Here is a 14,292-nt window from a genome sequence, read left to right as displayed (position 1 = left end):
ATGAAAATTAATAAAAAACACAAATAAATGTTCATTAAAAAGACGATTTTAACTTAGGTTTAACTTGTTTAACCTTATTGGAGCGGGCTATTTTCTGCTAATAGCGGCAAGCTCTTCTTGGGTTTGAGGCCAAATAGAAAGCGTAATGAATTAAATGGTTTAATGATAAAGAGACAAATTGCACTGGTAATAATAAATGATAAAACGAATAGCAGTATGATTTTAACCACTATTGGTGCTTCCAACCCAATGACATAATAACCAACAACCACGATAACTGTTTGATGAAAGATGTAAAAAGGATAAATTAATTCATTGCTAAGGTGTAACCATTGATGGGTTTTGCATAAATAAAACTGTCCATAACCTAAAATAGTTAACAGTGCCGACCATGCCAATAAACAACAAACTAACCACCAAATAGACCAACGTGCATCTAAGGATAAATACTCACTAAGATCGGGTGAATAGTAATACGCATAAAAAATAATGGTAGCGATCAGTAATATCATTAAGTTATAAAGTCGCTGTTCGCCTATCGCTTGCCAAACATCTTTGCTTTGAATGAAGACCATACCCGCGATAAAAAAGAAGAAGTAATAGATGGACGATGATAAATTTTCAATTTTATTATCGTCGCTGGTAAAAGTTAAAGAAAAGTATATTTTTATCCCAATAAGTAAACAAACAAGTAAAAACAAACCGGCTTTATATGTACTCAGTTTTACGACATTATTGATAATTAGCGCCCCAAATTTAGTGCTTAAAAGTTTATTAATGGGAATAGCAAGCAAAGCAAAAACAATGAGATATTCGATAAACCAAAGGTGGTTAGATTCAAATTTAAGCACAAGTTTAGGAAATTCCTGCCAGTAGGATTGCAGCTCTGTAATATTTTCAATGTAAGTCTGTGGAGGTACCACTAATATTACCCCTACTAGCAAAGGGATAAAAAGCCTTGTTATCTTGTTTAAGGCAAACGCTTTAGCACTTATTTTTGATAATAAAATTACACTACCTACACCAGAAATAAAAAATAAGATCGGTAATCTAAATTGCTCAAAATAAACCATTACATCATCAAGTACTTTGCTTGAGTCATTATTCATAATGTGCCAATTATCACCATTAAAAGGCATACATACATGATGAAGGAATACGGCAAAAATCAGTATAACTCGTAACCAATCTAATTCTGATAACCTTACGGTGTTGTTAAATGTCATTGTGAACCTTTCAACTTAAAGCGTGTTAACGGGTATAGTATTTGGTCTAGTAATTATTGATGAAAACAACAACATCATTAATGACGCAAGTTAAACATAAACAATAATTGGCTAAATTTTCGAGTGAATCAAAAGAATCAGTAACACTTTTTAGTTAACTATCTGCTAGTTATTAAAACACCATAGCATGGTCAACTAAAAACCGACCATTTTGGTGCGTTAATACTATTTCAGCCACATACTCGCCTTCAACTTTAGAGCAAAACTGTTTCCAGATAATAGCTGCTGAATCAGGACGTTTAAGCACAGCAATAAGCTCTCGCTTTCCCCAGGTACCTTTTTCAGATTGATATTTTTCACATACCCAAGCTAGGTGCTCTTTGGTAACAATTGCTTTCGCTCTATCAGTAAAGTCTTGAACATGTTTTGCATGATTAATATCTGTCGATGCTTGCATCAAGTTATCCATAATAGGAGTCGCTATCGCTAATATTTCTTGATCCGACATTTTCATAAAATTCATTCAAGCTCCTTAGTACGATTAATCACTATTTTTTTAATACGTCTTTTAATTATCTTTTGTTCACAATAAAGTTGAAGCAATAACTAACAACCAATACAAAACCCTATCAAATGAGTGAATATCAGAAATATAAAGATATAAGTTAAATGGAATAACAAAGAACAAAATACCTAAGACATAAATAAATGTCCTAAAAAATTCGGTACTAGTCTTAGCTTCTTCAATATATGAGTTAATAATTTGATCTGATGTATCTTTTAATTCAGGATATACCTTTCGTATCCAACGTAAATAATTCATTATTCCCTGCTTGACTTTATACTTAACTTCTTGTTGAAGATGAAAAGTCATTGACTACAATTAGCCTAAAAAAATAGCTAAAAAAAGCATTGCTACTTTTATCGTTTTAAAAATGGCAATGCTATTAAATTTATTCAATGTTAAGTGCTTAGCTCAAAGTTTACCGTTTATAGTAAACCTTTAGTGCTAATTATTGTCTATCGTCAATGGTATAGCCATGTGGAATATTAAATTGACTATCATGAATTTGTTTTTCAGAGACTGATGTTACTTCATAAATATATCGAACACGGGCATCTTTTTTCCATTCATCAACAACACCATCAACAATTTTATCCGCTTCATCTTTTATAATATTACCCAAAAAGCTGCTTGCAGCGTTGCCTAGGCCTTGAGAGAAATCCAGTGGTTTGTCTGCACGTTTTTTCTTTGCTACAGGGCACGCTTCACTTTTTTGAAACCACTCCATTTTGACAGATAGCGGATAACCTTCAATGGTTGATAACTTTTGAGTTATGCTATTAAACTGCATCTTGTCTGTTTTTTCTACATCACCACTAAATGCGCTAATAGCTTTATAACCATCTTTACCTAGTAACCGTACTAAAGCATTATTATCACCAACAGTATCAAGGTAATTATCAGTCGCTTTTTCATGCACTTTCCAAGCATGGGTCATTTCTGCTGTCGGGGTTGTCGTCCAAAATACAAATTGTAATAGGTTAAGATCAACTTTACCTGCAGAATCTTTAAACTCTGTGACCCAAGTAGCCGTATATTCTTGAGCGGGCAAACCGCCTATTTGACGCGTACTGTTTGTTGCAACAACAGTAAAATCATTTTTATCTAATGTTACAGCACAACCACGTTCTTCATAAGTTTCATATTCTTCTTCCTCTTCTGAAGACGCTTGGGTTTTCGCCATAAAATTTTCAAAAAGATCAGTACAGCCACTTAACTTACATTCTCGATAAGTTTCTCTATCATTATCAACTTCCCAAAGTAAATTTTCAGTCATGCGGAAAATATTGGTAGTATCGTAATTAGCCCATCCCATATAAAAGCTGTCAAATTCAGCTTTTTGGTGTATTGCTCGCATATCTTCTCGTGTATATACGGTTTGTTTGCCCGCGTGATCTGGTAGATATAAACCATTAATACTAAATTTTGCTGTAATCACAGAAGTAGGATTTTTTGGTGTGTTATCAACCGGCGGCGCAGCACATGAAGCCAAAACACTTGCTACAGCTAGTGCAATAATATTACGATTAAAAATCATTTTTTTTCCTTAATATGAATGAGTTAATAACATTTTCACATAAATCCCTGATTTTGATAAGCATTAAATTATATTTATTATCAGTTCATCAACGAACATATGGCACAGATAATAGTGAGCATAAACAGTCATAAAAACGACGTTTTAGCAGTATAAGTGTATAACTTATCGCAATAATAAGGATAAAACGAAGAATCAATGATATTGGCTATGACTCGACGTTGCTACTCATTACAAATATAAAAAAACAATGCTAATACGATGTATTATTTAAACCTACACTACTGCTTCGCTACATTTTATTCGCTAAACGCTCAATCACAACTTTATGTTGAGGAAATTTACTGAGTAATTCTTCTCGACTTACTTCTATCATATCTTCTTGCTCCCAACCTGGTGCTACAGCTTCGCTTACTAAACCATATGAACCAGAAGTTAACTCGGCAGCTTTATAAGTGCCACCAGGAACGGCAAGTTGTAATTGCTGACCATTGACTATATCTGGGCCAACCACCACTTTTTTATAACGCCCATCAGGGTAAATCATATGATAAGTAATTGGCGCTCCCATATGATAAAACTCAATACCATCCGAATACTTGGTATGAAAGTGATCAATATGATTATCTTCAGTCAACATATAAAATATTGCCGACATCGTTGTTCTTTCACCACGCACAGTACAGACTTTATCTCTATGATTGGCCTTAAATGTCTGACGAAAATACCCTCCTTCAAAATGATGTTCTAATAATAACTGTTCAATTACTTGCTCTTTAGTTAAGTTCGGGACGGCATTATTCATAATCGTTTAATTACCTTTAGTGGTGTTTTAGCTAGTATTCAATCACGGTATAAAATTAATTTAATAAACCTTGGCTCTTGAGCCAATCCATCACTTTAATAGATCCAAGTGAACAAAGATGTTTATCCTGATAGTCAAGAAAATCAATTTCTTCTATTTCAGCAGCTGGAGCAAGTTCCCCGTAAAAGTCGGCAAAATAACACGTTAGTTTCACAACAGTATCGGTATTTTTACCATCGGCATGTGCTTTAAAAGTTTTTGCATATTGAATCGAATCTGGCATTAAATCTACCGATATTTCTTCTTTAACTTCCCGTATCAGTGCTTGCTCATCAGACTCCCCTGCTTCTCGTTTACCACCTGGAATATAAAACAGCAGTTTATCTTTTGAGCGAGCACTTAGTAGTTTGCCGTCTTGAATGTGTAACCAAGCAAGCTTATCAATTTCTTTTTTCACAAGTATTCCTATTAATCTTAATTACGCTAACCATCTTAACTATTTGATTTGACTTTAAAGCAATATAATTACGACATTTCAGAATGAAATTGTAAATTATTTGTGCTTTGCAATAATTTGTTAGACTTCTGGCTCATTCGACAAATGCATTCGTTTCTTACCTTTAAAGTCGTGATATAACTTTTCATGTGCAACTTTCGAAAAGGTATCGGTTCGATCAGCGTATTGTGAAATCCAATTCACTAACATTGCCAAATTAGCATCTTGAGCAGCCTTACTTTCATATTTATGTGGTTCCCAAGGGCGAGCTTTAGCATTTTTTATGCAAGCAGAAACAGGTAAGTTTAGAAAAATAATTTCGTCTGCTTGCTCAATGACAACTGCTAATAAATCGGCATAACAACCTTCAACTACCCAGTTATTGTGGGTTAATAAAAAGTTATTCAGCAATATACTAGACTCGGCAATAGGCAATCGCTCTGGTGGAGTAATCGGTTTCCAAGCAATAGTGTCTAAATCTAAATGAGCAAGATCGTCGTGTAACGCTAACTGTTTTGCGAGCGTTGATTTCCCCGATCCTGAATTACCAAAAATAACAACTTTACTCAATATTATTCCTTAGCGCCTAAACACTGTTAAATGATTTACTCTGTTTTGTTTGCAATATTACATTTAATTTATTTGGGCTTCTCTTCATTAATTAACATGTTAATAAATTTTGTAAAACGCCTTGATCTAGTTTCGGCTTTTTTCGCACTTATTAAACCATGAGCTATAACATAGCGACTTGATTTAGTTAGTTTTTCAAAAAAAGTTTTTGCGCTTGGCTTACTCTCTAGTGCAACTAAAAAATCGGTGGGAACTTCTATTTCACTGACAACATAAGCATTTTCCCAACGACCATCCGCTTTTGCCGCGCGAATATGCACAAGACCAGGCTCCATCATTAAGTTTTCACGTATCAAACGTTCAGCATGCTCGGTATTCCTCTTAGACCAGTTACTTCGTACAGTTCTTGGCGTAATACGTTGCAGATAAGCTTGCGCATCAATTGATTTTTTAACACCATCAATCCATCCCCAGCAAAGCGCCTCGATCACGATATCATTCCAAGTGACACTCGCAATACCCGTATTTTTCTTGTATATTTTAACCCAAAGCTCACTTTCAGACGCGTGATTAGCCTTTAGCCATTGGCTTAAATCTTTTGGTGTTGGGAATATTTTTATTTTTAGCGGATCAGGCTCTGGCATTTCGTAATAACCTCTTTTGGGTCTCGCCTTATGTAGTGACTAACGTAACTCGTTGTAATAATAAATAGCAACATCACTAGCGGCTGTTTGTTTAAAAAACAAGTTTATGAAGTTAATAATTTAATGAATGTATCGCTTCAGAAACGGTTAAAAAATTAATTTTCGTAAGACAAACAGAAACCTTATTAAATTCATGCGCACGTACTAATTTTACAACTTCGTCTATTGACAGCCTAATGTCGTTGGCAATTAAATCAAGCATCCCTGAAATAGACTTAATCAGATAGCAGTTACCTGATGCATCGATTACATAATCATCGTCAGTAAAAATAAGTCCACTACACTCTAAGTTAAATTTTTGAAATGAATCTAAGTAAATAAGTTCATCATCACCATCAAGTTTCAACATACATGGCCACGAAATCATAACAATTACCTTAATGTATTTTACAGCCCAAACAGGCTAAATTAGTGATTAAAATGTAAAAGCTGATAAAATCGGCTATCACGATGTTGAATTTTATTATCTACTTAACCTGAACTCGGTTTAAGATGTTTTTAATCCATTGAAATAATTATTAATAAAATTTAACTTATACTCTAGCTTGATAGTTTTTCTTTCTTCAAGGAAAATTTCGCGTCAATAGCTAGTCTATTGCTAGTAAAAGTAGCGATTAGAGAAGAATATATTAAGCCGAGCTCAGGTTACTTACTATTCAATTGCCCATTTAACTGCTTTTTGTGCATGAATAGCGGTGGTATCTAGCAAGGTAACATTTGTATCGCTTTGATCAATTAGCATGCCAATTTCAGTACATCCAAGAATTACCGCCTCGGCGCCTTGATTAGCTAAAGAATTAATAATTCTGAGGTATTCATCTTTAGAAGATGGAATGGTATTTCCAAGGCAAAGCTCTTTATAAATAACATGATGAATAATTTTTCTATCTGTTTCATCAGGAACTAGCACCGTTAAACCATAATTATTTCGTAGACGCCCTTTGTAGAAATCTTGCTCCATAGTAAAAGCCGTGCCTAATAGGCCAACCGTTTTAATTCCTCTTTTAACCAAAACTTCAGCAGTAGCATCAGCTATATGTAATAAAGGGATATTAATCGCTTCTTCTATTTGAGGAGCAACTTTATGCATGGTATTTGTACAAATAAGTAAACAATCAGCTCCAGCACGTTGAACATTAATGGCAGCTTGAGAGAGTATTTTTGCAGTACCATCCCAATCACCAGTGTGTTGTAACTTCTCAATGGTATCAAAATCAACACTATACATGGCAATTCTTGCAGAATGCAGGCCTCCTAAAGCTGCTTTAATGCCTTCATTAATCTTTCGATAATATCCAACTGAGCTTTCCCAGCTCATACCACCTAAAAGACCAATTGTTTTCATACTACCTCTCAAAATACGTTAACAATATAACGAGTCTATACCGTTTTTCGCTAAGCTAAACATTAACGTGACATGTCAGATTCAATTTTTAAATACTTACCTTTACCGAAAGTAATGTAATACAAGGGTAATAAAAGCAATGTTATTATATTACTCGCAAAGGAATTTTTAATAACAATGCCATTTTCAGTTATAGCGTGAACTGGAAAAGTTTGACTTGAACACCAATCAATTCTTGCCTGAAGGTTTTTAGTATCATCGGGAATTTCAATCGATTGTATAGACCCTCTTGTAATTGTTGCTACCTCTACACCATCTGCAAATAACTTATAGTCTCGCGCCATATCTGCGAGCTGCTTTGGTCTAAAAACTTGGATAATCATTTGTGCTCCATATTGGCTATATACTCCATAAAATAGCAAGGATAATTAGTTATAATAAACAACGACTAAGCAAGAGCTAACGCTTAATACATTTTACATAATTTGTTAAGCCGCTTTTTCTTCATCTCGAAGCGTTAATACTTCAAAACCAGTCTCTGTCACTAAAATAGTATGTTCCCATTGTGCAGATAGTTTCTTATCTTTAGTCACTACGGTCCAGCCATCATTTTTAATTTTTATTTTTTGCGAACCCTGATTAATCATTGGCTCTATAGTAAATGTCATTCCCGCTTCAAGCACTAAGCCTGTATGTGGTTTCCCATAGTGAAGTACTTGAGGATCTTCGTGCATTTCTTTACCGATTCCATGTCCGCAATATTCTCGAACGACACTATAACCAGAAGCTTCGGCATGTTTTTGTATGGCATGACCAACATCACCCAATGTTGCTTTTGGTTTTACTACTTGAATACCTTTCCACATAGCTTCATACGTTGTTTTAACTAAACGTTTAGCTTCAGGACTAGCGGTGCTAAGTACATACATTTTGCTTGAATCACTGATATAACCATTTTTCTCTAAGGTAATATCAATATTTACAATATCTTTGCTTTTTAATTGAGAGATATTATTAGGTACACCATGACAGACAACATCATTTACCGATGAGTTAAGTGAATATTGATAACCATACTGCCCTTTACTCGCAGGGCGAGCATGTAATACATTAACAATATAACTTTCGACTTTAGCGTCAATCTCTAATGTTGTTATCCCTTCACAGATAAAATCATCAAGCATTTTAAATACTTGAACTAAAAGTCTACCTGACTCTCTCATAAACTCAATTTCTGCATCAGTTTTTAACATTGATTTATTCATGTAAAAGCTCCGCAATAGTAAGTTTTTCTTTCAATAATTGCTTTTTAATGATTTCGTGATAAGTAAGTGTTGGGTTTAACTCAGCTAGCATACCTAGTTTTATCCAGAATTCTGCTTGTGAATTGATAGACCTAGACATGACATTGCTCGACTTTCTAATTTCTTCATGCAATTCGTCTGATATTTTTACGATTCCCATTATGCGTTCCATATATGAATTATATATAAATCATATATTCATAAAAATAAAATGTCAACGTAGTAAATTTACTCTTCACTAACTGAAAAGTGATTACTAACCCTAATATGAGCATTAACATTTTTCACAGCCAACTATCATTTTAATTTAGCACTTTAATTTAATATTTTTATTATAAATTTAATTATATTTCAGCTGAAAAATAAGCCATGATCTCATCGGTAGTCATCTCTTTGGTTGCATTTGAAAAGCAATAATAGTTAGGTCGCATATCACTAAAATATTGCATATCCATTTCTAACCCTTTTAAGTTATGAAACATCCCTACCGGCATATTATATTCACCTGTAGCTTTAAATTTATAAAACAGATGAGTGCCACATTCATTACAAAAACCTCGCGATGCCCAAGATGATGACTCATACATTTTAATTTTATCTTCACCTTCAATTTTTACGTTAGTTCCGCATTTAACCGCAAAGAATGGCCCTCCCCCCCAAGTTCTACATGATTGGCAGTGGCAAACTGTAAACTTAGGATCAACCTCTTTCACAGTGATTGTGACAGCACCACAAAGACAATTTGTTTTTGCATTAGACATATTGGTAACACCTTAATAAATAGATAAAGCTGAGTATTTTATTTGCATTGTTTATATTTAAATTATTTATCACTTTGCCAGATAATCTGGTCGTATTCTTGACATCATATGTACGTCTAAATATTTGCCTGATTTAAAGGCACTTAATTTTTTAGTGCCTTCTATTTCAAACCCAACATGTTTATAAAGTGATATCGCAGCTAAATTATCAGCGTGTACTTCTAACTCTAAGCGCACTAAGTTCAACCAATTATCAGCTTGATTTATAGCCTCAAGCATTAGCATTTTACCAACGCCTTTACCATGAGAATCAGGATGAACAGCTATAGCTATACTTGCCCCATGCTTTTCTCGAATTTTATTTTTCAAGAAAATAGTTATATGCCCAACAACCCGAGATTGACTCTCGACAACTAAAGTATAATTATCTGGACTATTAAATAAATTTTCCACTATCTCTGCATTAAGAAAAGGCAGCTGAGAAGTATTCTCTAAAAGTGATGGGAAATTATATATTTCAAATAAATCGTTGTTATCTGAGCTTGCTAACCGTCTAATTTTCATTTCCAAAATCGATTCCTACGCAAATTTACAATTTGCACATACCATAACAATAAAAAACTGAAAATTCTTTACTAATATGTTGACAAAAAATACAGCTAATATCTTCCATATACTAATTTAACTTATTACATAAAAGCCTTAGTAACGCCTTGCTTGGATAATATTCCTACACTTTGGAAACATACTACATCCCCAAAATTCATTACCTAAGTGCTTACCTTTAGTCGCCTTACGTAAAACCATTTCAGCACCACATTTTGAGCAAAGTTTGCTATGAGTCTTAGCTTGGATAATTTCTTTGACATGTTTAACATGTTGTCGGTTAGTTTTAAAACTATACTCTAACCTGCCACTTTCAATCTGTTCGATAATACTTTGTGTTTCTTCTGTATTGAAAACAATGTCAGTTTTACTTTTAATATATCTGATACCACCGCGTGCAAACCTTACATTGTCAGGCATTTTCGATTTAAAGGTACTATCACCAATAAAGATGATAACTGAGAATATAGGAGTGTTTCCACTATTGTTATCAGTAAATAAGCAAGATTCTAATGTTTTAACGTGTTTATAGTTTTGGTGAAGTGGATTCTGAAATTTTGATTTGTGCCGATAGATTTGTTGCGTCCATTGCTTTTGGTTTTCACCTCCAAATATCCATCCTTTCATATTTTTGGTTTCAACCACAAAAATACCATATTGGGATACAATAATGTGATCTATCTGAGTTGTTCCCTGTTCTATATTATTAATAAATGTTGGTAATGTTACGTTTTTAATAAGGTGATACGTATTTTTGTCTAAGAATAGCTTAATCAGTAAGTTAACTTGCCACTCACCAAGTAAACCTTTGAACCAAGAAGATTTTATGATAGAAATAATTATGAGGCTTGGTATTAAATACCAAGCAGCACTTAACATCATATTGATAAAAATTGATAAATCCATCTAGACTAACTTATGTTTACGTATGTCCCTTACCCAAGTAACAGAGCCATTCGTACGCTTCATTTCAAATAAATCGATTGCAGCAAACAAATCACTCAATTTTTTGAAACCATAATTACGTTGATCGAAGGAAGCATGATTTGATATGTGTTTTCCAATAGGCCCTAGTTGTGCCCAACCTGCATCATCTTCAGACGCTTCAACCGCTTGGCGAAGCATATTTATTAATTTAGTATCACACTTAATACTTGGTTCACTTTTACTTACCGGCTTTTCCTCTTGCTTCATTTCATCTAAATAAAGAAATTTAGAACAACTATTAACAAAAGCACTTGGAGCTTTTCTTTCGCCAAACCCAATAACAAATTTACCATCGGCTAATGCACGAGTGACGAGTGGTGTAAAATCACAATCAGAAGAAACGAGACAAATTGAATCTACATCTTTAGTGTAAAGAATATCCATCGCATCAATGACGAGTGCAATGTCGGTGGCATTTTTACCTTTGGTTAGATCAAATTGTTGAATAGGTTGAATGGCATATTCATGAAGAACATCTTCCCAAGGTTTAATACAGTGACTTTTCCAGTTTCCATAAGCCTTACGAATGTTAACAACACCATAACGTGCAAGTTCAGACAAAATAACATCAATCTTTGCAGCAGGCGCATTATCAGCATCAATAAATAATGCGATTTTTTCCTTGTCCTTCAAAATTTGATTCCTTTCAAGTGCTATATAATCTATTTATGCCATACCCTCATAAAATTTCAACTCATTTCACTATTTGAACATAAGAGCTAAATATTTAATTGACTGTCCTTATTAATTTTTTATTAATTTTTAGTTATTTGTACTAATAATACGATTTTTTCCCTGCTGTTTAGCTTGATAAAGATTCTTATCAGCTAAATCTAATAACTCATTCGCAGAGCTATCTTTATTGGGGATAGCACTAGCCACTCCAATACTCATGGTGACATAATCTGACACCATAGATTTTATATGGGGAATTTTTTCCGATTGTAATCTTTGCATAAACAGATTTAATTCATCAACACATTGAGCTGCCAGCGTTTCGGGTAATATCATGGCAAATTCTTCACCACCTATTCGAGCAGCCAAGTCTGCAGGACGGCTAAAACACTTTCCCCACAGAACTGCTATCGCTCTAAGACAATGATCACCTTTTTGGTGACCATACTGATCGTTATATTGCTTGAAAAAGTCTAAATCACCAATCACCAATGTTAGAGGTTTTTTACTACGTTCACACCGCTTCCATTCAATATTTAAGGCGTCATCAAATTTTCTTCTATTGGCTAATGATGTCAGTGAATCCTGATTAGACAATTCTAATAATTCTAAATTCTTTTGGCGTAATTGTTGATCCTGCATTTCGTAACGATGAAGTTCTTCAAGTAATTTTTTTCTTGGTGCGGTCATCAAATCTTTAAGCTGTATGGGGGATTTTAGAAATCGCACTAAATGTCGTTTAAATACCCAATAAAAAATCAACATAGGAAAACTATAGCTTAAAGCTAGTATCAATTTACCGGTTATATTATCCATGATGATATTGCTTAGGTTTTCATCCAAACCAATCGCAATCAGAGGAAATAGCAAACCATCAATACATAAAATAACGATAAATGCAGCAGTATAAATAAAGGCAAGAAAAGAAATGTTAAAGATAACTTTACGAATTTGAATAAACAAAAACAGTAAGATTAATAACTCTAAAATTATTAATCCTCCACCTATTAATAGCATTGAAAAAGAAGTCTGAAATATATCTATCGAAATATTAAGATGATTAATAACTACATCTGAGTCAAGCAACAAACTGTAAAGTTTAAAACTAAGATAAGTAAGCGTATTCACCAGTAAAACTAGCTTCATTACATTATTGATAACGCTGACGTTACGTTCAATTATTATCAGCATGGTAATACTCATCATGAAAGCACCAAAAGCGATAGTTCCGCCTGAAATAACGATGTTTTCGCTTAACTTAAATGAATAAATACTACCGAGCACGCCACCTAAAACTAATACAGTACTGATATATACATAAAATAAGATCGTGCGTGATTTAGGTTTTACAGTGGTTAATAACAGAGGGAAAATTGAATATATAGCAACGTTAAGTATAAAAGCACTTAGAACATTCATGGTCTGTTTCTTATTATTAGTTATTGTTTTTATGATGGTTTGAAATAGACATCACAACTGTAGAACATTGTATAGCTTAAATAAGGCTATTATATAAAGTTTCATTAGGAAATAATCCCAATTTACTTCAAATTGAACAAGTTACTCTTTGTAATCCAATCAACAAACTTTAAAAAGTTTATAGGATTGTAAAGGGTCGCTACATACAAGTTATTTATTAACCTTAGTTGAGAAGTCTGTGTTGTTCAAATTTGAAAATTTGAGCGACTTACCTTGTAGATTTTGTAATTTTGTTAATTACACTCATTAATCGGCATAACCACTGCCAATGGCACTAAACGGTAATTCTAGTTCAAGATCGGGTACTTGAAGCGCCACCCAAGCGACAAAGGTATTACTATTTGGGCCTGGAATAACACGATATTCATTTGCCCAAGGGTAAGCCGCTATGGCTGCTTTAATTTGGGGAATAAGCTCAGCGGCCTTCTCCCCTTTAATCGAAAGCAATAATTGAGGTTTGGATCCGAACCAATATCTATCTGGTGTCTCCGTTTCGTATTCTCTTATAGCAGATAAGCCACGTTCTACTTGCCAACCTATAACTTCATAAACATTATACTTAGTTGCTTTCTCTTCTTTGATTGCAATCCAAGGGTGAACAGCAAACCAACCACGCCAGCTATACGCATCGGCAGCATAAAATTCAATAATAGCTCTGCTATCTTCACTAGGAAGAGTAGCAATACCCGCAGGCTCTCGGCTCGCTGTACGCCAATCAGTGTTTGAACAAGCACTAATAAACAATACAACGCAAGCAATAATCAAAGTTCTCATATATCCTACTTGTCTTATACATTCTATTTCACTGAAACCCTTGATAAAAAATTAAATTAACGAGTAAATTAACGAGGACACTCGCTTATAAAGCAATAAAGTATATTAAAATAAAATAGGTGAAATAGCGATTCAAAATAAATGCAATAATTATTTATCAGCCCTGATAAGAATCATTTGACGAAATTATCAAATAAATAAGAGAAATACCTATTTTTAGACGTGCGAAAGTTTAACCGTGATATAGGTAGGTGGTTATTATGGTTAAATGGTTACGCTAGAAGTTTATCACAACAATTAACATTGGTTCGTCGCTTTAATCCTTTATGCTCACAATAATCTGTTAATACATCACTGTGACCTACCGCGCCATGAAACAACCGTCTAAAGTCTTTGGTTAACGTTAGCCAATTATCAGGACTGATGTTCAAGCGGTTAAGTAAAGCAGGTTGAGTTGC

18 protein-coding genes and 1 pseudogene are annotated in these 14,292 nt (G+C 33.9%); all 19 read right to left on the bottom strand.

Translation table 11 applies throughout. The annotated features are described in order from the left end of the window. Window positions 1-74: 74 nt before the first annotated feature. Window positions 75-1,226 carry an acyltransferase gene (locus Q4503_RS15360; RefSeq protein WP_303602792.1) on the bottom strand — a complete coding sequence of 384 codons (1,152 nt, stop codon included), beginning with the start codon at window positions 1,224-1,226 and terminating at the stop codon, window positions 75-77. Between the two features lie 172 nt (window positions 1,227-1,398). Next, window positions 1,399-1,749 carry a hypothetical protein gene (locus Q4503_RS15355; RefSeq protein ID WP_215971575.1) on the bottom strand — a complete coding sequence of 117 codons (351 nt, stop codon included), beginning with the start codon at window positions 1,747-1,749 and terminating at the stop codon, window positions 1,399-1,401. Between the two features lie 490 nt (window positions 1,750-2,239). Next, window positions 2,240-3,328 (bottom strand): hypothetical protein, encoded by a 1,089-nt coding sequence (locus Q4503_RS15350; RefSeq protein WP_303602791.1) that lies wholly within the window; start codon window positions 3,326-3,328, stop codon window positions 2,240-2,242. A 292-nt stretch (window positions 3,329-3,620) separates the two neighbouring features. Beyond that, window positions 3,621-4,133 carry a cupin domain-containing protein gene (locus tag Q4503_RS15345; RefSeq protein ID WP_303602790.1) on the bottom strand — a complete coding sequence of 171 codons (513 nt, stop codon included), beginning with the start codon at window positions 4,131-4,133 and terminating at the stop codon, window positions 3,621-3,623. A gap of 55 nt (window positions 4,134-4,188) precedes the next feature. Then, entirely contained in the window at window positions 4,189-4,590 is a 402-nt protein-coding gene (locus Q4503_RS15340) for an NUDIX domain-containing protein (RefSeq protein ID WP_215971578.1), read from the bottom strand. Between the two features lie 120 nt (window positions 4,591-4,710). Continuing rightward, window positions 4,711-5,199: an AAA family ATPase gene (locus Q4503_RS15335; RefSeq protein WP_303602789.1), complete on the bottom strand. Its 489-nt coding sequence runs from the start codon at window positions 5,197-5,199 to the stop codon at window positions 4,711-4,713. A gap of 68 nt (window positions 5,200-5,267) precedes the next feature. Next, window positions 5,268-5,843 carry a YdeI family protein gene (locus Q4503_RS15330; protein WP_215971580.1) on the bottom strand — a complete coding sequence of 192 codons (576 nt, stop codon included), beginning with the start codon at window positions 5,841-5,843 and terminating at the stop codon, window positions 5,268-5,270. A 112-nt stretch (window positions 5,844-5,955) separates the two neighbouring features. Then, a complete protein-coding gene (locus Q4503_RS15325; protein WP_303602788.1) occupies window positions 5,956-6,270 on the bottom strand; it encodes a DUF4144 family protein in 315 nt (104 codons plus the stop codon). Window positions 6,271-6,555: 285 nt separating this feature from the next. Further along, window positions 6,556-7,248 carry an aspartate/glutamate racemase family protein gene (locus Q4503_RS15320; RefSeq protein WP_215971582.1) on the bottom strand — a complete coding sequence of 231 codons (693 nt, stop codon included), beginning with the start codon at window positions 7,246-7,248 and terminating at the stop codon, window positions 6,556-6,558. A gap of 62 nt (window positions 7,249-7,310) precedes the next feature. Continuing rightward, window positions 7,311-7,631 carry a hypothetical protein gene (locus tag Q4503_RS15315; protein ID WP_303602787.1) on the bottom strand — a complete coding sequence of 107 codons (321 nt, stop codon included), beginning with the start codon at window positions 7,629-7,631 and terminating at the stop codon, window positions 7,311-7,313. 105 nt (window positions 7,632-7,736) lie between these two features. After that, a complete protein-coding gene (map, locus tag Q4503_RS15310; RefSeq protein WP_215971584.1) occupies window positions 7,737-8,513 on the bottom strand; it encodes a type I methionyl aminopeptidase in 777 nt (258 codons plus the stop codon). Then, entirely contained in the window at window positions 8,506-8,712 is a 207-nt protein-coding gene (locus Q4503_RS15305) for a ParD-like family protein (protein ID WP_215971585.1), read from the bottom strand. The genes map and Q4503_RS15305 overlap by 8 nt, the downstream gene beginning before the upstream one ends. A gap of 184 nt (window positions 8,713-8,896) precedes the next feature. Further along, window positions 8,897-9,313 (bottom strand): GFA family protein, encoded by a 417-nt coding sequence (locus Q4503_RS15300; protein ID WP_215971586.1) that lies wholly within the window; start codon window positions 9,311-9,313, stop codon window positions 8,897-8,899. 69 nt (window positions 9,314-9,382) lie between these two features. After that, window positions 9,383-9,877: a GNAT family N-acetyltransferase gene (locus Q4503_RS15295; protein ID WP_303602818.1), complete on the bottom strand. Its 495-nt coding sequence runs from the start codon at window positions 9,875-9,877 to the stop codon at window positions 9,383-9,385. Window positions 9,878-10,015: 138 nt separating this feature from the next. Continuing rightward, window positions 10,016-10,825, bottom strand: coding sequence for a nuclease-related domain-containing protein (locus Q4503_RS15290; RefSeq protein WP_303602786.1), 810 nt, complete (start codon window positions 10,823-10,825; stop codon window positions 10,016-10,018). Then, window positions 10,826-11,539, bottom strand: coding sequence for an NYN domain-containing protein (locus Q4503_RS15285; protein WP_215971588.1), 714 nt, complete (start codon window positions 11,537-11,539; stop codon window positions 10,826-10,828). A 129-nt stretch (window positions 11,540-11,668) separates the two neighbouring features. Further along, on the bottom strand, window positions 11,669-13,000 hold the full coding sequence (locus tag Q4503_RS15280) for a diguanylate cyclase (protein ID WP_303602785.1): 1,332 nt from the start codon (window positions 12,998-13,000) through the stop codon (window positions 11,669-11,671). A 306-nt stretch (window positions 13,001-13,306) separates the two neighbouring features. Beyond that, entirely contained in the window at window positions 13,307-13,834 is a 528-nt protein-coding gene (locus Q4503_RS15275; RefSeq protein WP_303602784.1) for a DUF3750 domain-containing protein, read from the bottom strand. A gap of 272 nt (window positions 13,835-14,106) precedes the next feature. After that, window positions 14,107-14,292: pseudogene (locus Q4503_RS15270) on the bottom strand (transposase); the annotation flags it as partial.

This window comes from Colwellia sp. 6_MG-2023, from assembly GCF_030547765.1.
In the GTDB taxonomy this organism is placed as follows: Bacteria; Pseudomonadota; Gammaproteobacteria; order Enterobacterales; family Alteromonadaceae; genus Colwellia.
Note: the sequence above shows the minus strand (reverse complement) of the source record. Positions and strands in the feature narration are given on the sequence as shown.

Excerpts from the sequence above, each read along its gene's own strand:
- Q4503_RS15360 (WP_303602792.1), bottom strand. The coding sequence starts at position 1,226 with ATGACATTTAACAACACCGTAAGGTTATCAGAATTAGATTGGTTACGA.
- Q4503_RS15355 (WP_215971575.1), bottom strand. The coding sequence starts at position 1,749 with ATGAATTTTATGAAAATGTCGGATCAAGAAATATTAGCGATAGCGACT.
- Q4503_RS15350 (WP_303602791.1), bottom strand. The coding sequence starts at position 3,328 with ATGATTTTTAATCGTAATATTATTGCACTAGCTGTAGCAAGTGTTTTG.
- Q4503_RS15345 (WP_303602790.1), bottom strand. The coding sequence starts at position 4,133 with ATGAATAATGCCGTCCCGAACTTAACTAAAGAGCAAGTAATTGAACAG.
- Q4503_RS15330 (WP_215971580.1), bottom strand. The coding sequence starts at position 5,843 with ATGCCAGAGCCTGATCCGCTAAAAATAAAAATATTCCCAACACCAAAA.
- Q4503_RS15325 (WP_303602788.1), bottom strand. The coding sequence starts at position 6,270 with ATGATTTCGTGGCCATGTATGTTGAAACTTGATGGTGATGATGAACTT.
- Q4503_RS15320 (WP_215971582.1), bottom strand. The coding sequence starts at position 7,248 with ATGAAAACAATTGGTCTTTTAGGTGGTATGAGCTGGGAAAGCTCAGTT.
- Q4503_RS15315 (WP_303602787.1), bottom strand. The coding sequence starts at position 7,631 with ATGATTATCCAAGTTTTTAGACCAAAGCAGCTCGCAGATATGGCGCGA.
- map (WP_215971584.1), bottom strand. The coding sequence starts at position 8,513 with ATGAATAAATCAATGTTAAAAACTGATGCAGAAATTGAGTTTATGAGA.
- Q4503_RS15305 (WP_215971585.1), bottom strand. The coding sequence starts at position 8,712 with ATGGGAATCGTAAAAATATCAGACGAATTGCATGAAGAAATTAGAAAG.
- Q4503_RS15300 (WP_215971586.1), bottom strand. The coding sequence starts at position 9,313 with ATGTCTAATGCAAAAACAAATTGTCTTTGTGGTGCTGTCACAATCACT.
- Q4503_RS15295 (WP_303602818.1), bottom strand. The coding sequence starts at position 9,877 with ATGAAAATTAGACGGTTAGCAAGCTCAGATAACAACGATTTATTTGAA.
- Q4503_RS15290 (WP_303602786.1), bottom strand. The coding sequence starts at position 10,825 with ATGGATTTATCAATTTTTATCAATATGATGTTAAGTGCTGCTTGGTAT.
- Q4503_RS15280 (WP_303602785.1), bottom strand. The coding sequence starts at position 13,000 with ATGAATGTTCTAAGTGCTTTTATACTTAACGTTGCTATATATTCAATT.
- Q4503_RS15275 (WP_303602784.1), bottom strand. The coding sequence starts at position 13,834 with ATGAGAACTTTGATTATTGCTTGCGTTGTATTGTTTATTAGTGCTTGT.